At 32.4% G+C, this 20,651-nt stretch carries 18 protein-coding genes; 14 read left to right on the forward strand and 4 right to left on the reverse strand.

What is annotated here, in order from left to right:
* Positions 1-12 precede the first annotated feature (12 nt).
* The 6 genes from J3495_RS05640 (at position 13) to J3495_RS05665 (ending at position 5,803) form a co-directional block, all read left to right on the forward strand.
* Positions 13-756, forward strand: coding sequence for an RDD family protein (locus J3495_RS05640; protein WP_210665594.1), 744 nt, complete (start codon positions 13-15; stop codon positions 754-756).
* Positions 757-823: 67 nt separating this feature from the next.
* A complete protein-coding gene (locus J3495_RS05645) occupies positions 824-1,426 on the forward strand; it encodes a trimeric intracellular cation channel family protein (protein ID WP_210665595.1) in 603 nt (200 codons plus the stop codon).
* A 98-nt stretch (positions 1,427-1,524) separates the two neighbouring features.
* Positions 1,525-2,472: a FemAB family protein gene (locus J3495_RS05650; RefSeq protein WP_210665596.1), complete on the forward strand. Its 948-nt coding sequence runs from the start codon at positions 1,525-1,527 to the stop codon at positions 2,470-2,472.
* Positions 2,469-3,569, forward strand: coding sequence for a DegT/DnrJ/EryC1/StrS family aminotransferase (locus J3495_RS05655; RefSeq protein ID WP_210665597.1), 1,101 nt, complete (start codon positions 2,469-2,471; stop codon positions 3,567-3,569). The genes J3495_RS05650 and J3495_RS05655 overlap by 4 nt, the downstream gene beginning before the upstream one ends.
* A 42-nt stretch (positions 3,570-3,611) precedes the next feature.
* Positions 3,612-5,060 carry an oligosaccharide flippase family protein gene (locus tag J3495_RS05660; protein WP_210665598.1) on the forward strand — a complete coding sequence of 483 codons (1,449 nt, stop codon included), beginning with the start codon at positions 3,612-3,614 and terminating at the stop codon, positions 5,058-5,060.
* A gap of 8 nt (positions 5,061-5,068) precedes the next feature.
* Positions 5,069-5,803 carry an acyltransferase gene (locus J3495_RS05665; protein ID WP_210665599.1) on the forward strand — a complete coding sequence of 245 codons (735 nt, stop codon included), beginning with the start codon at positions 5,069-5,071 and terminating at the stop codon, positions 5,801-5,803.
* A 1-nt stretch (position 5,804) separates the two neighbouring features.
* Here the strand turns inward: J3495_RS05665 and J3495_RS05670 are convergent, their stop codons facing one another.
* Positions 5,805-6,704: a glycosyltransferase family 2 protein gene (locus tag J3495_RS05670; protein ID WP_210665600.1), complete on the reverse strand. Its 900-nt coding sequence runs from the start codon at positions 6,702-6,704 to the stop codon at positions 5,805-5,807.
* A 54-nt stretch (positions 6,705-6,758) separates the two neighbouring features.
* On the opposite strand from J3495_RS05670, the gene J3495_RS05675 reads away from it, so the two are divergent.
* Genes J3495_RS05675 through J3495_RS05685 form a run of 3 tightly spaced genes read left to right on the forward strand, consistent with a single transcriptional unit; the run spans position 6,759 to position 9,331 of the window.
* Positions 6,759-7,850 (forward strand): glycosyltransferase, encoded by a 1,092-nt coding sequence (locus J3495_RS05675; RefSeq protein ID WP_210665601.1) that lies wholly within the window; start codon positions 6,759-6,761, stop codon positions 7,848-7,850.
* Positions 7,851-7,856: 6 nt separating this feature from the next.
* Positions 7,857-8,261 carry a sugar 3,4-ketoisomerase gene (locus J3495_RS05680; protein WP_210665602.1) on the forward strand — a complete coding sequence of 135 codons (405 nt, stop codon included), beginning with the start codon at positions 7,857-7,859 and terminating at the stop codon, positions 8,259-8,261.
* Positions 8,258-9,331 (forward strand): glycosyltransferase, encoded by a 1,074-nt coding sequence (locus J3495_RS05685; protein WP_210665603.1) that lies wholly within the window; start codon positions 8,258-8,260, stop codon positions 9,329-9,331. The genes J3495_RS05680 and J3495_RS05685 overlap by 4 nt, the downstream gene beginning before the upstream one ends.
* On the opposite strand, the gene J3495_RS05690 is transcribed toward J3495_RS05685, so the two are convergent.
* Together J3495_RS05690 and J3495_RS05695 are read right to left on the reverse strand one after the other, a co-directional pair.
* Positions 9,326-10,228, reverse strand: a complete 903-nt coding sequence (locus J3495_RS05690) for a glycosyltransferase family 2 protein (protein WP_210665604.1) — start codon at positions 10,226-10,228, stop codon at positions 9,326-9,328. The genes J3495_RS05685 and J3495_RS05690 overlap by 6 nt on opposite strands.
* The gene (locus J3495_RS05695) at positions 10,228-10,911 is read right to left on the reverse strand and encodes a cell division ATP-binding protein FtsE (protein WP_210665605.1); all 684 of its coding nucleotides are present in this window, start codon (positions 10,909-10,911) and stop codon (positions 10,228-10,230) included. The genes J3495_RS05690 and J3495_RS05695 overlap by 1 nt, the downstream gene beginning before the upstream one ends.
* 390 nt (positions 10,912-11,301) lie before the next feature.
* Between J3495_RS05695 and J3495_RS05700 the strand changes: the two genes are divergently transcribed.
* From J3495_RS05700 to J3495_RS05710, 3 genes are all read left to right on the forward strand, one after another.
* Complete coding sequence (locus J3495_RS05700; protein WP_210665606.1) at positions 11,302-14,316, forward strand: tetratricopeptide repeat protein; 3,015 nt, start codon at positions 11,302-11,304, stop codon at positions 14,314-14,316.
* A 73-nt stretch (positions 14,317-14,389) separates the two neighbouring features.
* Positions 14,390-15,253, forward strand: a complete 864-nt coding sequence (locus tag J3495_RS05705) for a PhzF family phenazine biosynthesis protein (RefSeq protein ID WP_210665607.1) — start codon at positions 14,390-14,392, stop codon at positions 15,251-15,253.
* Between the two features lie 117 nt (positions 15,254-15,370).
* Positions 15,371-17,125, forward strand: coding sequence for a TonB-dependent receptor (locus tag J3495_RS05710; RefSeq protein WP_210665608.1), 1,755 nt, complete (start codon positions 15,371-15,373; stop codon positions 17,123-17,125).
* 71 nt (positions 17,126-17,196) lie between these two features.
* Here J3495_RS05710 and J3495_RS05715 read toward each other — a convergent pair whose 3' ends face one another.
* Positions 17,197-17,742, reverse strand: a complete 546-nt coding sequence (locus J3495_RS05715; protein WP_210665616.1) for a DUF2911 domain-containing protein — start codon at positions 17,740-17,742, stop codon at positions 17,197-17,199.
* Between the two features lie 191 nt (positions 17,743-17,933).
* Here J3495_RS05715 and J3495_RS05720 point away from each other — a divergent pair, with 191 nt between their 5' ends.
* Together J3495_RS05720 and asnB are read left to right on the forward strand one after the other, a co-directional pair.
* Positions 17,934-18,383 (forward strand): hypothetical protein, encoded by a 450-nt coding sequence (locus J3495_RS05720; protein ID WP_210665609.1) that lies wholly within the window; start codon positions 17,934-17,936, stop codon positions 18,381-18,383.
* A 458-nt stretch (positions 18,384-18,841) separates the two neighbouring features.
* The gene (gene asnB, locus J3495_RS05725; protein WP_210665610.1) at positions 18,842-20,518 is read left to right on the forward strand and encodes an asparagine synthase B; all 1,677 of its coding nucleotides are present in this window, start codon (positions 18,842-18,844) and stop codon (positions 20,516-20,518) included.
* Positions 20,519-20,651: the final 133 nt, after the last annotated feature.

The following is a 20,651-nucleotide window of genomic DNA, read 5'->3' on the forward strand; positions in this document are numbered from 1 at the left end:
AAAATATAAAATATGTCAGAATTATCTATAAATACAACACAAAATGTTAAAATAAATTTCATCTCTGCTTCTGTAGGCGAGCGAATGCTGGCCTATTTCGTGGATTTGCTTATAAAAATAGCTTACGGAATTGTGGTTTGGATGGTCTTTTTTTATCTATTAAACATAGATAGATTGTTTAAAAATCTTGATAATTGGTCCGTAATGGCGATAATTTTCTTCATGTATTTTCCAATTATGGTTTATTCGATCACTTTAGAGAGTATTTTTGAGGGTCAAACCATCGGAAAAAAGATCAGCAAAATAAAAGTTGTAAAGATTGATGGTTATCAGGCTGGATTTGGCGATTATTTGATGCGATGGTTCTTCAGATTAATTGACATTACGATTTTAAACGGAATCATTGCACTTATAACGGTTATTTCGAGCAAACAAGGCCAGAGATTAGGTGACATGGTAGCGGGTACGGCCGTGATTACTTTAAAAAATAAAATCAATATCAGCCATACAATTCTCGAGGAAATAGGAGAGGCTTATGTGCCAACATATCCTTTGGTGATCAAATTATCAGATAATGATATGCGTATCATCAAGGAAACGTTTCAAAAAGCTGATGTTAAAAACGATCACGAAACCATTCGCAAATTAGTTTCTAAAATAGAGAGTGTTACCGGAATCAAAAATCAATCAGGTAATGACAAAGATTTTCTTCGAATTGTATTGAAAGATTACAACTTTTATACACAGAATATGTAGTTGAAAATTTTGATTTTAAATTCAATCTCAACAACTCAGATACTTAGAATCTTAGCACCTAAAAAAAATGTTCCAATTATTAGATATTATCGGTACGATGGCCTTTGCAATGTCGGGCGCATTAACTGCGATGCATAAAAAGCTCGATCCTTTTGGGGTTTTTATTATCGCTTTTGTCACTGCTGTTGGTGGAGGAACGCTTCGAGATGTTTTAATTGGCAGAACTCCAGTAGGCTGGATGCTTGATTTGAAGTACGTTTATGTGATTATTTTAGGATTTATTCTGGCAATTTTGTTCCGAAAAAAGTTTGATAAATTACGAACCTCCTTGTTTTTATTTGACACTATCGGCTTGGGCGTTTTTACTTTAATCGGACTAGAAAAGGGAATTTCGATAGGATTACATCCTATAATTTGTATTGCTTTAGGTACAATGACCGCTTGTTTTGGAGGCGTAATTCGGGATATTTTGTGCAATGAGATTCCCACTATTTTTAGAAGAGAAATCTATGCTACCATTTGTATTTTTGGAGGTGCCGTTTTTTTTGCTTTGAAGAAATTAAATCTGGACGATGATATTTTATATTTATTAACTTCTGTAGTGATCATCACAGTTCGGTTAATGGCGGTAAAATTCAAATGGTATTTGCCGGCATTTGAGCATAAATAAAATTTAAAAATAAGTTGGTCGCAGATTTTAAAAATTCAAATGATTTGTCTGTTGGATTAAAAATTATTGAAATCGTATAAATCAGTGGCAAAAAAATAATGAAATACGAGGTAAAAAAATACGTTGAACAAGATTATAATATCTGGAATGATTTTATAGATCAGGCCAAAAATGCTACGTTTTTGTTCCATCGCGATTTTATGGAATATCATCAAGATCGGTTTGAAGATTTTTCGTTATTAGTTTATGAAAATCAGAAATTAGTGGCTGTTTTGCCCGCAAATATAAAGGATAAAGAATTGTATTCTCATCAAGGTTTGACGTATGGCGGACTGGTGTATTCTAAAAAAATAAAAACAGAAAAAGTAGAATTGATTTTAGACGCAATTTTAGTTTTTTTGAAAGAAAATAACGTCCAAGCATTTTATTATAAGCCAATTCCTGGTTTTTATTTTTCGCACGGAAATAATGAAATCGACTTTTTTTTATTCAAAAGAGGAGCTGTTTTAGATCATAAAGAAATGAATTTGGTAATTAACTTGAAAGAAGAATTACGTATTTCTAAAAGTAAATTAAAACATTTTCGAAGGATTGAAAATCTTCAGCTTGAAATTGTTGAAGAAGCAGATTTTGAGCCATTTTGGGAGCAGGTTTTACAGCCTAGATTACTTGCAAAGTATGATGCAAAACCTGTTCATACAAAAGAAGAAATATACTTTCTTAAGCAAAATTTTTGCAAAAATATCAAACAATTTTCTGTGTATCAAGAACATGAAATTATCGCAGGAATAACCATTTTTGAAGGAGAAAGAGTTGTGAAATCTCAGTATGGTGCCACTTCAAAAAAAGGAGAAAAAGTTAGAGCTCTCGATTTTTTGTTTATTAGTTTAATCGAAAAATACCAACGAGAAGGAAAATCTTTTTTTGATATGGGAATCGTAAATGAAGAAGATGAAAAAGGCTATAATCCGGGTCTTTTGACGCAAAAAGAAGAATTAGGGTGCTCTGTTTATAATCAGGATTTTTATAAAATCAATCTAAAATGATACCATTTCTAGACCTAAAAAAAATAAACGAACCTTACGAAGCAGACTTTCAATTGAAATTGAAATCGGTTTTGAATGGGGGTTGGTACATTCTAGGAAAAGAAGTGCAACTATTTGAAGAATCATTCGCCAGATATTGTAATGCAAATTATTGTATAGGTGTCGGGAATGGTTTTGATGCTTTGGTTTTGATTTTTAAAGGTTACATTCAGTTGGGGAAACTAGAGAAAGGCGATGAGGTTATCGTTCCTGCAAATACTTATATTGCTAGTATTTTGGCCATTTTACAAGCCGATTTAATTCCTGTTTTGGTAGAGCCAAAATTAGAAACGTACAACTTGGATCCAGAATTGATTGTAGAAAAAATTACCTCAAAAACAAAAGCAATTTTGGTGGTTCATTTATACGGACAACTGGCAGAAATGGTAATGATAAATGAAATTGCGGAGAAAAATAATTTGATTATTGTTGAAGATTCTGCTCAATCACATGGAGCGATCAGCAATCTAAAATCTAAAATAAACACTCAGCAATCAAGCGCAGCGTATAGTTTTTATCCCGGAAAAAATTTGGGAGCTTTAGGTGACGGTGGAGCGATTGTTACAGATGATTCAGAATTGGCAAAAATTCTTTATTCTCTTCGAAATTATGGATCAAAAGCAAAATATTATAACGACTATATTGGTGTCAATTCGAGACTAGATGAGTTACAGGCAGCTTTTTTAAATCTAAAGTTGCCTAACTTAGACAGTGATAATAATAAACGCAGAGCGATCGCAAAGCGTTATATAACTGAAATCAAAAACGACAAAATGAGCCTTCCCTTTTGGGATTTTTCGAATAATCATGTCTTTCATTTGTTCGTTATACGAACTCCAAAAAGAGCGGTATTGCAAGAATATTTAGTTCAAAATAATATTCAAACCATGATTCATTACCCAATTCCACCACATAAACAAAAGGCTTTCTCAGCTTGGAATGACTTATCATTTCCGATCACTGAAAAGATTCATAACGAGGTATTGAGTTTGCCGATTAGTCCCATTTTGACTGAAAGTGAAGTGGGTTTTATTATTGAAATTTTAAATCAGTATTAGTACGTGTCTGACAAAAAAGTTTCATATCAGCACATTCTAAAAATGACTTCGCTTTTTGGAGGGGTCCAGCTTTTTTCGATTATAATTTCTGTAATTAGAACTAAATTAATAGCCATTTTTATTGGTCCGGCAGGAATGGGTTTAATTACATTGCTAAATTCTACCCTAAATATTATTGGAGGAATTTCGGGTTTGGGAATTGAGACAAGTGCAATTAAGAATATTTCAGAAAAATATAAAGATGAAGATTTAAACAATATTTCGAAAACAGTTGCTCTAGTCAAAAAAATGATGCTAATATCGGGCATACTAGGAACGCTATTAACCATCATATTTTCAAAATGGCTCAGTATTTTCACTTTTGGAAATACAAATCAGGTTTATTCATTTATTTTTTTATCCATTACATTGTTATTTAAGCAAATAACATCAGGGCAATTAGTTGTTTTGCAGGGATTAAGAAAGTTAAGGCTCTTAGCGAAAGCAAATTTTTATGGAAATTTATTCGGTCTGTTATTTTCCATCCCTCTTTATTATTTTCTTAAAATTGATGCAATTGTACCAACAATTTTAGTAAGTTCTTTTTCAGCATTAGTATTTTCTTTTTATTTTTCAAATCAATTAAAAATTCAGCATAAAAAGGTTGAAAATAAGTATTTTAAGACTGAAGGTAAAGTTATTGTTAAACTCGGTATAATGCTGACAATAAGTAGTCTATTAACTTTGTTGTCCAGCTATCTTATCCAAATTTACATTAGTAATGTTGCTGATGTTGAGCAAGTAGGTTTTTACAATGCCGGTTTTACATTATTAAATTCTTATGTTGGAATTATTTTTACGGTTATGAGTATTGATTATTTCCCGAGATTAGCTGCTTTAAATGCTGACAATGAAAACATTAAGGTAAGTGTAACGCAACAATCATATATTTCAATTTTAATTATCACACCAATAATTGTGTTATTTTTAACGTTTATACCTTTGATAATTAGAGTTATATATACGCCAACGTTTATGATAATAATGCCAATGGTTTGTTTTGGTATTTTGGGAATGTTATTTAGAGCGGTTTCTTGGTCTATGGGATACATTTTAATTGCGAAAGGAGATTCGAAAATGTTTATAAAAACGGCAATTTTATTTAATACACTTTCTATTGTACTAAATGTTCTTGGATACTATTTTTATGGACTCGAAGGACTCGGAATTAGTTTTTTTGTGTACTATAGCTTTCATTTTTTTATTTTAAAAATAATTACAAAAAAGCGATATGGGTTTTATTTTGAAAAAGAATTCTACATTATTTATACAATTTGTTTTTTAATATGTTTCGCCACTTTTTTAATTAAGTCAATAGAATTTAAAGTTTTAAGATATTCTTTAATGAGTTTAATGTGTTTAATAGCATTGGCTTTTGCTTTATATCAAATAAATAAAGAAATGAATTTGAAAAATATATTAATTGCGACTTTTAGAAATACTACTAAATAATATTTAAAATGTACAATAAATTGAGATTTTGGTATCACAGATTTAAATTTTATTATTCAATAAACTGGACAAAAACATTGTACTTCAATTTAAAAAAATTCCCTTTTAACATTGCGATTAAATTACCTGTGTTTTTTTATGGCAAGGTTAAATTTACTTCTATCACTGGTAAAATTAAAATTGATGCTCCAATTCGTAAGGGAATGATAGGATTTGGTCAGTCCTATGAGATGAATACGATTCATAAAGGAATAGCAGAGGTAAACATAGCGGGAACATTAATTTTTAAGGGACAAGTACAGTTTGGGAAAGATTATTTTGTTTACATAAAGGCAAACGCATTTTGCGAATTTGGTCACATGTCTTCTTTAGCATCTAGTGTAAAATTAATCTGCACAAATCAAATAATTTTAGGGAATTATGCCAGATTTGGATCAGAATGCCAATTAATTGACACTAATTTTCATCAGATGATAAATACTAAAAGTGGCGAAATATATGAGATGACCTCACCGATACAGATAGGAAATTATAATTTTATTAGTAACAGAGTTTCAATTATGAAAGGAACAAAAACACCTGATTATTGCACTATTGCTTCTAATAGTTTATGTACTAAAGATTTTAATTCTTGGGGGAATAATATTTTAATTGGAGGTGTTCCTGCCAAATTACTTCGCAACAATATTTCAAGGGATTGGGAAGGGGAGTGCAAAGAATTAGATGCGTATCTGACGATTTAAATTAAGCAAGAGTGATACGGATTCTTTGTTTTATCTCTAGTAAAAAATACTTTAATAACAAACTATAATCTGCCGTTTTATAAGTTAAAATCATTTCAAAATGTATTCTTTTTAAAATAGCTTTATGTTCTGACTTTGATCGATTTAAAGGGATTGCTTTTTTTATAATAATGTATGTAGAATGATTTATTTTCTTTGATCTAGAATCTTTTTTAATAAAAAAATGAGTTCCTAATGAAGTTAAAGAAATCCTTTTTTTTACCAAGATGTTATCAATATAATCTATTTCATACTGGCGTGAAGTTCTAATCCAGAGATCTAAATCTTCATAAGCTAGATTTTCATCATAACCTTTTAAATCCTCCAAAACAGATTTTTTAACCATTGAAGAAATTGAGCAAATACTATTTCCGCCTGAAATAATACTCAAATAAACATCTCCAGTTTGTCTTTTTTCAATTGCTTTTTTATAATTGTCAACAGGGAAATAATAAGAGTCAAATATGCCATTTTCAGTAATTAATTCGGCATTTCCATAAACAATTCCGAGATTGTTATATTTACTTTCTTTAAATGCTTTTATTTGTAAAGAGACACAATTAGGTAATAAAATATCATCTGCAGCCAAATCAATAATAAAATCACCTTTGGCTAAGTTTAGCGCTTTATTAAAAGACTTTGTATTTCCTAAATTGGTTTGGTTCCTTATAAACTGAACTTCAGGAAAATCACTGCACCATTTCGAAATGATTTTTTCAGATTCATCGGTACTGCAATCATCAACAATAATTAACTCAATAAAAGGATATTCTTGATTAATCACCGAAAGTAAGCTCTCAACAACATAGTTTTGGTGATTATAACACAAACAAATAATTGTTACCAGTGAATTGTCTTGCATAATGTTTTTAAAGAGTTATATATTTGATACGAAAATAAGAATTCAGATATGATATTGTCTCAAAATGAAAGGAAAATTGCTTTAATTGGTTATCGCCTCAGCGGTGGCGGAAGTGATAAAGTGATGGCCAATTTATCTCTTTTCTTTGAAAAGCAAGGTTTTAAGGTTGATATTATCATAGTTCTGAATGAAGTTAGTTTTCCGTATGCTGGAAAATTGGTGAACTTAGGTTTGCTCAAAAATAAAAGCAACAGTTTATTTAATAAAGCAAAACGACTCATCACTTTATATAATTATTTACAAGACAATCAATTTGATTTTATAATCGATTTCCGTTTTCGGACAAAAGTTTTTCAAGAATTAATATTGTCAAGATTTATTTACAATACTAAAACTATTTTTACAGTTCATAGTTTTCTTATTGATCATTATATGCCCAATAATTCTTGGTTGACACGATTAATGTACAATCATTGTTTTGCTAATGTTGCCATTGTCCAGGAAATGAAAACATTGATAGAAAAAAAACATCAATTAAAAAATGTAGTTACAATCCCCAATCCACTTTATGTAGAGGAAATTTTTGAGAGACAAAATGAAAATATTGATTTTAATTTTAGCTACATTCTCGCAGTTGGGCAATATGAAAATGAAATTAAGCAATTTGATCATCTAATTTATAGTTATGCGAAGTCAGTTTTACCACAAAAAGAACTACATTTAATAATTATTGGAAATGGTGACCAATCAAAATTAAATATGGTCATTTTAGAAAATAATGTTTCCGATTTTGTTCATCTTTTAGGATATCAAAATAATCCTTTTAGGTTTATGAAAAGAGCTCATTTTGTAGTTTTATGTAGTAAAAATGAAGGTTTTCCTAACGTGATTTTAGAATCTTTAGCCTGCAAAACTCCAGTTGTATCTTTTGATTGTGATTTTGGACCACGAGACATTCTCGAAAATTTTAAAAACGGTATTTTAGTTGAAAATCAAAATTGGAAAAAACTTATTGAAGCAATGAATTTGTTAAGTTTAAATGAAGCTTTATATAATGAAATTAAAGAAAATACATTCCAAAGTGTTCAGCCATTTTTCTTAGAAAAAGTAGGGTTCTTATGGATGAATTTATTAGATAGTTATTAAAATTATATGTCAACAATTCAAGATATTTCAATACTAAAAATCCCTGTTATAGAAGATTTAAGCGGAAATTTGGCTTTTGTTCAAAACGAAATTCTTCCGTTTGAATTTAAGCGAGTTTATTATCTTTTTGATGTACCAAGTTCAGCTTTTCGAGGGGGGCATTCTCATATTGACCAACAAGAAGTTTTGATTGCTTTAAGTGGTAGTTTTGAAGTTACAGTTGATGATGGTATTAATAAAAAAAGCTTTTTATTAAACAAACCTAATGTGGGTTTGCATCTTCCAAAAGAAATTTGGAGAGAATTAGATAATTTTTCTTCGGGTGCAGTATGTTTGGTTTTTGCTTCGGATGTTTTTGAAGAAGCTGACTATATTAGAGATTATGATACTTTTTTGAATTCAAAAAAATGAAATTGCTTTACATTGTTCCTAAAATAAAGAATGTTGGCGGCGTTGCCAGAGTTTTAGCAATAAAGGCTAATTATTTTGTAGAGAATTTTGGTTACGAAGTTCATGTTTTATCTCAAAATGAAGAAAAAAATGAGCCATTCTACTCGTTTAATAAAAAAATCATTTTCCATAATGTGAATTTAAGCAGCAATATTTGTAGTATTTTGTGGTCACTAAGAAAAACAATAAATCAAAAGATAGATAATATCAAACCTGATATTATTGTCGTTGCCGATAATGGTCTAAAAGCCTTTATTTATCCATTTATTATTTCGGTAAAAACTCCACTAGTTTTTGAATGCCATGGTTCTAAATATGTCGAAGAAAAAGCTCAAAAAACTAGTTTTCTTTTAAAACTAAAATATAAGTTTAAAAATTTTGGAGCTAGTAGATTTACATATATGGTAGCTTTATCTACCGAAAGTTCAAAAGAATGGAATGTTAAAAATACCATTATAATTGCTAATCCCTCTTGGATAAAAACAGATAGTAAAGCTTCTTTAGAATCTAAAAAAGTAATTTCAATTGCCCGCAATTCTTACGAAAAAGGATTAGATCGATTGTTGTTAATCTGGAAAATAATTAGTCCAAAATATCCTGACTGGACTTTAGATATTTATACTGATGATATTGTTTCTTTAGAGAAGGAGGCTCGAAATATCGGGATTATTTCCACGATAAATTATTTTAATTTTTCAACAAACATCGAAGAAAAATATGTAGAATTCTCTATTTATTTAATGACTTCACGAAGTGAAGGTTTTCCGATGGTACTTCTGGAAGCCATGGCTTTTGGTTTACCATGCATTGCTTACGACTGCCGAATCGGACCTCGATCTATAATTAAAAAAGATAAAACTGGATTTTTAATTCCAGACGAAAATATTGAGCAATATGTAGAAAAACTTTCTTTATTAATTGAAAATAAGGAACAAAGGTTGGAGCTAGGTGCCAACGCTATAGAAAATATGAAGAATTTTTCTTTGCATAAAATAATGAGCCAATGGAGGGTATTTCTGGAAGGGTTATAAAATTATTTGATTTTTTAAACAACAGAAATATCCTAATTTATAGAAGTCAAATAGAAACAAAGAAGGCTTTTTTGAAAGTAAATTCTCTTCGATTATGATTCTACTTTTTTTAAAAATTAAAATTACGAAAAAGGTCAATTTTAACAGTTGCACTAAATGGAATGTCTTAATTATTTTACTCTCTTTCTCTGATAATTTCTTCGAATTATAAAGAAAACAAAGATTGTTTAATGCGATTTTTGTTTTGTTTAAAAACTCAATTGAAGTTTCTAAATTCAAGTGAAATACTCTGTTTTCTATATGTTTTACCTCAAAATGATTTATTCTTAAAATTGCAAAAAAATATAAATCTTCGTAACCATATTTTATAATTGATTCATCAAAACAATATTGATTAAAAATTTCTTTTTTTATCAAAAGATTAGAAGTTAAACCTGAAAAGTGAGAATTTTTATTTCTCTTACTTAAATCCAGAGATTCTCTCTTACAACCATATACCCAGCGCAAAAGTCTTTCTTTTTCAGGTTTTTGAGTCTCATAAACAATTCCTCCAAAAACAATTTTATGTTTTTGCCTTATTATCGAACTATAATACTTTTTAATAAAATTGTTTTCAGCAGGATAAGTATCACAATCTAAAATAAGAAGCCAATCATACTTGGCGTTTTTTGCCAGAGAATTAATATTTTTTCCTCTTCCTAAATTAGTTTTATTAACAAAAAAAGAACAATTTGTAATAGCATTAATTTCTTGATTCTTAATATTCTTTTGTGAGGGAGAAGCATCATCCAAACAAAGAATTTCAAATTCAATTTCTATTTCCAAGCATTGTTTATGAAGTGTTTCAACCAAAGCAAAAACATCATAATTATAAACCGGAATAAGTATCGAAAGCATTACACCGTTCTTTGCACCACTTCAAAAATGCGCTCATCTTCACATTTTAATGTTTTAGACGGGAATTTCATTAATAAGGCATAATCGTGAGTCGCCATGATAATGGTTTTACCGTTGGCGTTGATTTTTTTCAATACCTCTAGAACCTCCGAACTCGTTTGTGGATCAAGGTTTCCGGTAGGCTCATCGGCCAAGATAAATTCTGGGTCATTTAGCAAAGCGCGCGCAATTGCAACTCGTTGTTGCTCGCCACCAGAAAGTTGGTGTGGCATTTTATTCACAAATTCCTTCATGCCAACTTTGTCAAGAACTTCATCGATTTTGTGTTGCATGCCTTCTTTTTCTGTCCAACCAGTTGCTTTAAGAACAAACAGCATATTGTCTTTGACAGAGCGGTCTGGCAGCAATTTAAAATCCTGAAAAACAATTCCAATTTTACGTCGTAAAAACGGAATATCATTCTCTTTCAAACTAGCCAAATCAAACTCCACGATGTTTCCTTCGCCTTCCGTGAGTGGCAAATCACCATACAAAGTTTTCATGAAACTACTTTTTCCAGAACCTGTTTTTCCAATAATATAGATAAATTCTCCGTGTTGAACTTCTAAATTAATCTGAGATAAAATTTTTCTTCCTTCTTGGTATATAGTGACATCTTTAAGAGACAGTACGGTTCTTGACATAGTAAATTTGATTTGAATGGTAAAAGTACTAAGATAACGGTTGGATTCAAAATAAATTTCAATGATTTCGTAACAAAAGCATCACAAAATAGTGATTAGACAAAAATTAGTATCATTTTTTTTGCATTACCCGCTAGAAAAAAGCGGGTCAGGCTGTCCACTGTATCTTTTCCTGGCTAAAGAAGCCAGAAAAAGGATGCCGTTCCCATCCTTAATGCACACTCAGGCAGCGAGAAAATGATCGTTTCCAGAAACTTTGATAACCAGTATTTTGAGCGTTAGCAAGTTAAAAAAATAACAGCAGTTTCAAAATTTGTTCATAATAAATGCCCAAAACGTTTCGTTATAAAGGGTATTAAATGATACATTTGAATACTAAATAAAATAAAAATGCGTAAACTTTCCTGGTTCTTTTTAATCCAAATTCTCTTAATCTCTACCACGGTTTTAGCACAAAAATCAGCTATTTATACCTACGATTTAAAAGATTTTGACAAAGCGCTGGCTTTATATAACGACAAACAATATACTTCTGCCCAACTTATTTTTGAACATATAAAAAACAACGCAACCACAGAAGAGGTGCAGTCTGATTGTGCCTATTACATTGCCAATTGCGCCATAAGAACCAATCAGTCGAATGCAGATGCACTGATGGAAAAATTTGTGAATGATTATCCAACAAGTACCAAACAAAATCAGGCATACAAGGAAGTGGCTCAGTTTTTTTTCGAACAAGGCAATTATCCAAAAGCATTGCTGTGGTTTGATAAAGTAGACGAAAGCTACATGAGCAAATCTGATTTGGACAAGTATAATTTTCAAAAAGGATACGCTTATTTCAATGCAAAAAATAAAAAAGAAGCGACAACCTATTTTAACAAAGTAGTTAACTCTGCCGAGTACGGTTCTCAGGCCAAATATTACTTAGGCTTTATGGCGTATGAAGGAGATGATTATAAAGAAGCGACCAAATATTTTGATGAGGTTTCCGGCGAAGAAAAATACAAAGAAAAGCTTTCGTACTATCAGGCTGATATGAATTTCAAACTTGGAAATTTCCAAAAAGCGATCGATTTAGGCCAGAAAGCAATGGCAAAATCAAACGAACTAGAAAAGTCTGAACTCAATAAAATCATCGGAGAAAGTTATTTCAATTTAAAACAATACGACAAAGCGATTCCGTTTTTAGAACAATATGCAGGTAAAAAAGGAAAATGGAACAATACCGATTTCTATCAGTTAGGATATGCATATTACGAGCAGAAAAACGATGAAAAAGCAATTTCACAATTCAATAAAATCATTGAAGGAAAAGACTTTGTAGCGCAAAATGCCTATTATCATTTGGGTTTAAGTTACCTGAATACCGGCAAAAAACAGGAAGCTCTTAATGCTTTCAAAAACGCTTCAGAAATGGAGTTTAATGTTCAAATTCAGGAAGATGCCGCTTTAAATTATGCAAAATTAAGTTACGAAATAGGAAATGCGTACCAAAATGTTCCAGCTGTTTTGCTTGATTTCTTAAAAAAATACCCTAATAATTCGAGTAGATCAGAGGTTGAAAAACTTTTGGTAGATTCTTATATTTCGTCAAAAAACTATAAAGAAGCCTTGGTTTTATTAGAAAAAAATAAAACTCCACAAAACAAATTGGCGTATCAAAAAGTACTTTTTTACCGAGGAGTAGAATTGTATAACGAGCAAAACTATACCGAAGCTTCCAAAATGTTCAGAAATGCGGTGAGCGAACAAAAAAGTCCTGAGTTTACAGCGCGTGCCACTTTCTGGAAAGCAGAAACAGAATATCTTGCCGAAGATTTTCAGAATGCTTTGTTGAGCTACAAGCAATTTGCTGGTCTGGCGAGTGCTAAAACCACAGACGAGTATAAAAACATCAATTATAATATTGGTTATACTTATTTTAAATTGAAAGAATACGATCCTGCTGCTACTTCATTTCAGGCACAAATAGACGTTAATAAAGACGATAAAGTACGTTTGAATGACTCGTATTTGCGTTTGGGCGATTGCCGATTTGTGAGCGCAAAATACGGCCCTGCAATGGAAGCCTATTCAAAAGCGATAGATGCCAAAGGAGTTGATGCAGATTATGCGCAGTTTCAAAAAGCAATGTCGTACGGATTCATGTCAAAAAATGATAAAAAAATAGAGGAGTTGAATAATTTTCTTCAGAAGTACAAAAAATCAGAATACCGTGATGATGCTTTGTACGAACTCGCCAATACGTATTCGACAGAGAAAAAGAACGATCAGGCTATCAAAACCTACGACCAATTAATTACCGAATATAAAAATGGCTTGTTTACTTCAAAATCGATTTTGAAACAAGGTCTGATTTATTACAACTCTGATAAAGATGAGCAAGCGTTGGTAAAATTCAAAAAAGTAGCTGCAGATTTTCCAAAAACACCCGAAGCTTTAGAAGCCGTTTCAACTGCAAGATTGATTTATGTTGATTCCGGAAAAGTAGACGAATATGCGACTTGGGTTCGTACTTTAGATTTTGTTGCCGTGACAGATGCCGAGTTAGACAACGATACTTACGAAGGCGCTTTCAAACAATACAGTCAGAATAACAGCAAGTTGGCGATTACCGGTTTTAGCGGGTATGTGAGCAAATTTCCGAAGGGAATTCATGCGCTGGAGGCTAATTTTTATTTGGCACAATTGCTTTATACAGAAGGTTCAGAAAGTAAAACGGTAGCCAATTATCAATACGTAATCGGCCAGCCTAGAAACGAATTTACAGAGCAGGCTTTGACAAGATTGTCTCAGATTTTCTTAAAAGATAAAGATTGCGATAAGGCAGTTCCGATCTTGACACGTTTAGAAAATGAGTCGGATTTTCCTCAAAACAAAACTTTCGCACAAGCTAATTTGATGAAATGTTATTATGATAAAAAGGATTACGGCAACTCTGTTGAATATGCAGAAAAAGTGCTTCAAAACCCGAAAGGAGATGTCAACGTAAAAAGCGATGCGCAGATTATTGTGGCGCGTGCGGCGATGCAAACAGGCGAAGAGGAGAAGGCAAAAGCAGCTTACGCCAAATTATCAAGTACTTCTAAGGGAGAATTAGCAGCAGAAGCCTTGTATTATGATGCTTATTTTAAAACCAAAGAAGGCAAATTTGATGCTTCAAATGTGGCGGTTCAGAAATTAGCAAAAAACTATTCTGGTTACAAATATTATGGTGCGAAGGGTCTGGTTTTGATGGCCAAAAATTTCTACGGATTAAAAGACAGTTACCAAGCAACGTATATTTTGGATAACGTAATTAACAATTTTACCGATTATCCAGATGTGGTTGAAGAAGCTAAAAGAGAACTCAATGCGATTAAGGCAGAAGAGGCTAAAACCAATTCATCAATTACAAAATAGTTAGAAGTTATAGGTGAGATATTAAATGTTTTCAGGTTACATTTTACATCTCACAAAACACATTTTACAAATTATGAGTTTACCTTTTTATATAGTTGATGTTTTTACAGATAAAAAGTATGCGGGCAATCAGTTGGCTGTTTTTTTAGAAGCTGAAAATTTAAGTTTAGAACAAATGCAAACGATTGCTCGTGAAATAAATTTTGCCGAAAGCACTTTTATCACCAAACTCGATTTGCAAAATAATAGTGCCGAAGTGAAAATTTTTACTCCCGCTCAAGAAATGAAATTTGCGGGTCATCCGATTATTGGTACTTCTTGGGTGTTGATCAATGAAGTTTTTCAGCATCAACCGGAGACTATTACACTACACGTTCCCGTGGGGGAAATTCCGATCCATCAATCTGAGGGTTTGATTTGGCTGCAAGCTGCTCAACCAGAATTTTGGGAGGTGTTTTCAAAAAGTGATTTTTCGTCATTTAGTAATTTAACAGCTACTGATTTTGACGATCAGTTTCCTATTCAGGAAGTTACCACAGGAAGCGCTTTTGTGATGGTACCATTAAAAAATAAAGAAGCATTAGAGCGCTTAGTTTTGGATAAAGAAAAAATGGATGATTGGTTAAAAAAACATTGTAAAACAAGTCACAGAGGATTGTATTTTTATTGTAGAGAAGATGCAAAACTGATGACTAGAATGTTTTGCGTAGAGCATAATCAGTTAGTTGAAGATGCTGCAACAGGAAGTGCTAGCACATGTTTGCAAGCTTATTTACTGAAGTATGATGTGCCAGAAATTAAACTCATTAACCATCAGGGCGATTTTATGGGACGCCCTTCTCAGATTTATTTCAATGGAAAATTGGCAGATAATCAGTTTGAAATTCAAATTGGAGGAAAAACCCAGCTTGTAGCAAAAGGGGATTGGGAAGCTTAAAACGAATTAAATAATTATAAAATTAGATAATTGTAAAATGTAAAAAGTAAGATGTAAAAAACACTCCAATTTGTTTATGACATTTTACAAAATACATTTCACAAAAAAGTATAAAATATGAAAATTAATTTCAAAAATAAAACCATCATTTTACTGTTTTTAATCACTTTTCAGCTCACGTTTGGGCAGAAAAAAGGTGAGAGTATTGGTACAGAAACCGTAAATGTGGTAAAACCGTATTCGCCTACGATTTCGGACGCTTTTAAAGTAAAAGAAAATCCTTCGCTTGACGATAAAGGAAATGAAGCAAAAGAAACAATAAAATACAGTATTTTGTCTGTTCCTGTAGCCTCTACTTTTACACCTTCAAAAGGTAAAGCAGAAGGCGTTGAAAAATCAAAACAAGAACGTTTGTTTACTAATTATGCGACTGTAGGGCTGGGTAATTTTGGTACTTTGAATGCCGAATTGTTTGTCACACAAAAGTTAGGGAACGACGATTATGTGGCGGGAATGTTTCGCCATCATTCTTCTCAGGGTGGCATCAAAGAAGTAGAATTGAATGATGAGTTTTATGATACAGCCTTGAATGTTGGTTATGGAGTTAACAATCGCGATATGTCTTGGAATGTAGATTTAGGCTATCAAAATCAGATTTACAATTACTATGGTTTACCAGCTGATTTTGGCACGACTTTGCTTCCCGAAAACAGATACGATCTCGTAAGAGGAATCAGCCCGGGTCATACTTACAATACTATTTCGTTAGGAGGAAATATTGAATTTACAGAAGGTGTTTTTAGCAAAATTTCTGCTAATTTCAAGCATTTTTCGGATAGTTTTTCTTCTTCAGAGAATCGTTTTTATGTAAAGCCGACTTTCAAAGTAGAAGTGATGGAGCAGTCCATTAATACAAATGTCATTGTGGATCACGTGAGCGGTTCTTTCGAAAAAAACTATTTTAATAATAATACAGAACCTCTAAAATATAGTTTTACTAATTTAGGAATTGAACCAAGTTTTGTCATTCATGAAGATGATTGGATATTAGAATTAGGAGCTGGATTGTTTTACAGTATGGATGCTGAAAACAGTAAAAACAAAATATTTTTCTATCCAAAAGTAAATGCATCCTACAAATTAGTGGGCGATCTGATGATATTTTACACGGGGGCAAATGGTAGTTTGAATCAAAATAGCTATGCCGATTTTGTAAACGAAAATCCATTTTTGTCACCTACCTTAAACATGAAACCAACGAGTAATCAGTATACTGTTTTTGCTGGTTTGAAAGGAAAGCTGGCCACCAATGTGAGTTATAATCTTACGGGTTCTTACCTAAATGAAACCAATAAAGCACTCTTTAAAAGCAATAATTATACAGAAGATGCGACCAACGAAAATTACGCTTACGGAAATTCGTTTGGTGTGGTGTATGACGATGTGAGAACGTTTCGTTTTTATGGAGAATTGAAAGCAGATTTTTCTGAGAATGTTACTTTCGGAATCAACGGGACTTTTAACAGCTACCAAAATGATGCAGAATTAGAAGCTTGGAATTTACCATCGATGAAGTTGAGTTCTAATTTAGATGTAAATATCACCAAGCAGTGGTATGCAGGTCTGAATGTTTTTTACGTAGGTGAGCGTAAAGATATGCAGCAAAATACTGCTTTCGCAACAGATCCCGTGATTGTTTCTCTAAAAAGTTATTTTGATGTCAATGCACATCTGGGCTACAAATACAACGATCGTTTAACTTGTTTTTTAAAGCTTAATAATATTGCGAATCAGAATTACGAAAAATGGTTAAATTATCCAGTACAAGGATTTCAAGTATTGGTTGGAGCCAATTACAAATTTGATTTTTAAAATTCATAAAAAAAATGATAAAAAAATAGCTTCCAAAATCTGGAAGCTATTTTTTTATGAAGTAAAGTCATTTACTCATTAAAAGGAACGGCCACTCTTACTTTGTCCCAACCTAAATTAAGGACTACACCAGTGTCAGCTTTAGTAAAAACCATCGAAAAAGCTTCTAATGAATCTGCAGCCTCCGTAACAGGAACGCTCAATCTCGCAACGTCATTGTCTTGTTTGTAGTTGTAAGATCCCCAAACATTCAAATCTTTGCTAATAATGATCGTGTACGTATCTTTTTCAGGAATAGTGTACAAAGTATACGTTCCCGCCTTGATTTTGTTGGTACCTAGCTTCATGTCTTTGTAAAAAGTGATTTCTGCAGCTTCGTTGGCTCCCGTTCTCCAGACTTTTCCGTTAGGAGCTAACTCGCTCACAGGACGTCCTTTTAGTTGCGGTCTGCTGTAAGCAATTTTTACAAGTTTGGCCGAAACTTTATAATCGTTCGGGTAGGCAGCTACATCCATTGGACTTTTGTCTAAATCTGGAAATTTTTGAGCATTAGCATTTGATGACAGTAACATCGTAATACCAAAAGCAATTGTCGTAATGATTGTCGTTTTTTTCATCATAATAGTTAAATTAATAAGTGTTAAAATTATAGATTGTTTGTTTAAAAAAAGAATGAAGGATGTTAATTTTTCGAATGTATTAGAAAATTAATAAAATTGACTAGCAAATATAAAAGACTACATTTTTTTTGCAGCAGTCAAAAACCTTTGCATCTTTGTAACTTAGAACCTTACAGCCTAAAAAAAAAATGACTTTCAAACAAAAAATACACGCTTATTATTTGCAAATGGTTCAGGATCGAATAGATGTTTTTAGAGATATGATTTCGGCTTTGACCGAAGATTCTAAAAATGATGCGAAAGGTTCGGCTGGCGATAAGCATGAGACAGCTCTGTCGATGATGCACATCGAGCAGGAAAAATTGACCAATAAACTCAAAGAAGCCTTAACTCAAAAAGTAATTCTAGATAAAATTGATGCCTCAAAAACGACAAAAAATATTATTTCGGGAAGTTTGGTACAAGCCAACGGAATTTATTTATATCTGAGCGTCGCACTTCCTAAAATTACTATTGAAGGGATTAATGTGATTGCACTTTCTCCTCAGTCGCCTTTGGGAACTCATTTAATGGGCAACAAAGTTGGGTTTCAGTTCGAAATTAATGGAACTCATTATATTATTGAGAGTATTGAATAAAGTCAATTATAGATTCTGAGAACTTTTCAGAGATAAAAAAACACAAGGTATGTCATTTCGGCGAAGAAGAAATCTCCGCAAGTAACTCCGCAATGTTAACCCAATCTTTATCGTGCTTTTCGAGGAGATTTCTTCTTCGTCGAAATGAAAGATTGAGTAAAAAGTAATTTTTAAACAGCTTTTTCTATTCTGTTTGTGAATCTTTCATAGGTATTTCAATATTTTAAAATTTAATGCAAAGATTTCTTTAAAACCTTCATTTTTACTTGTCTTTTATCTTCAAAATTAAAATTTTCAAGTTTCAGGCTTTATTTTCTCTTAAAATTTTACATTTTATATGTAAAAACAATTTTTTAATTTAAAATTACAACTGAATTGAGTATTTGTGTTTTTCAATTATAACCAATACTGCATCTTTGCCTTATCAAAATGAAATTTAAAAATAAAAATATAAGATTATGTGTGGAATTGTATGTGCCTTTGATTTGAAACAAAAAGCGGAAACTTTAAGACCTCAAGTATTAGAAATGTCTAAAATTATTCGCCACCGCGGACCAGACTGGAGTGGCATTTACAGCAATGATAAAGCGATTCTTTCTCATGAGCGTTTGGCGATTGTCGATCCGGCTTCAGGAAAACAGCCTTTGTTTACCGAGGATAAAAAACTGGTTTTGGCCGCAAATGGCGAAATATACAACCACAGAGAATTGCGTAAACAATTTGAAGGAAAATATAACTTTCAGACAGAAAGTGATTGCGAAGTGATTTTGGCATTGTACCAAGAAAAAGGCCCTCATTTTATTGATGAAATGAACGGTATTTTTGGATTTGCGATTTATGATGTCGAAAAAGATGAGTATTTTATCGCTCGTGACCACATGGGAATTATTCCGTTATACATTGGTTGGGATCAGGATGGGACTTTTTATGTAGCTTCAGAATTAAAAGCTTTGGAAGGATATTGTACAAAAATTCAATTGTTTCCTCCGGGGCATTATATGACCAGCAAAGATGGCGAATTTGTGCAATGGTACAAAAGAGACTGGACAGAATTTGATGCTGTAAAAGATAACGAAACCAGTATTCCTGAAATCAAAAAAGCGCTGGAAGCGGCTGTTCACAGACAATTAATGAGTGACGTTCCTTACGGAGTTTTACTTTCAGGAGGTTTAGATTCGTCTATTACTTCGGCTGTAGCCAAAAAATATGCCCAAAAACGTATTGAGTCAGATGATACAACAGATGCTTGGTACCCGCAATTACACTCTTTTTCAGTCGGGCTCGAAGGTTCTCCAGATTTGGCAGCAGCTCAAATAGTGGCCAAACATATCGGGACTATTCATCACGAAATTAAATTTACCATTCAAGAAGGGTTAGATGCGGTAAAGGATGTAATTTACAATTTAGAAACCTACGATGTAACAACCGTTAGAGCATCCACTCCAATGTGGTTAATGGCGAGAGTTATTAAATCGATGGGTATTAAAATGGTACTTTCTGGCGAAGGTGCAGATGAATTGTTCGGAGGATATTTATACTTTCATAAAGCACCAAACGCTCGCGAATTTCACGAAGAAAATGTTCGTAAATTAGGCAAATTACACATGTACGATTGTTTGCGTGCTAACAAAAGTTTGGCCGCGTGGGGAATTGAGGGTCGAGTACCATTTTTAGACAAAGAATTTATGGATGTTGCCATGCGCATCAACCCGCAAGATAAGATGATCAACAAAGAACACCCGATGGAAAAATGGGTTGTTCGCAAAGCTTTTGAAGATATGCTGCCAGAAAGTGTGGCATGGAGACAAAAAGAACAATTTTCTGATGGAGTGGGTTACAGCTGGATCGATACTTTGAAAGAAGTGGTGGCAGAAGCTGTTTCAGATGAGCAATTGGCAAATGCTAAATACAAATTTCCGTTGCAGACACCAACTTCTAAGGAAGAATATTATTATCGCTCGATTTTTACAGAACATTTCCCTAGTGATGCTGCAGCTTTATGTGTGCCACAAGAAGCTAGCGTGGCGTGTAGTACAAAAATTGCATTGGAGTGGGATGAAGCTTTTAAAAACATGAACGATCCTTCGGGTAGAGCAGTAGCAAGTGTTCACGACGATGCTTATGCAAAAGCATAAATAGTATTATTGGTCTCAGATTCGGGTTTAAAACCCTGCAATTTATTGCAGTACTTTAGTAATGCGAAAAAATCTTTATCTTTAGATTATGAGTACAGATATAAGAAAAGGTTCGCATACAGTAAGCAGATTA

Source organism: Flavobacterium geliluteum (genome assembly GCF_017948595.1).
GTDB classification, from domain to species: Bacteria; Bacteroidota; Bacteroidia; order Flavobacteriales; family Flavobacteriaceae; genus Flavobacterium; species Flavobacterium flavipigmentatum.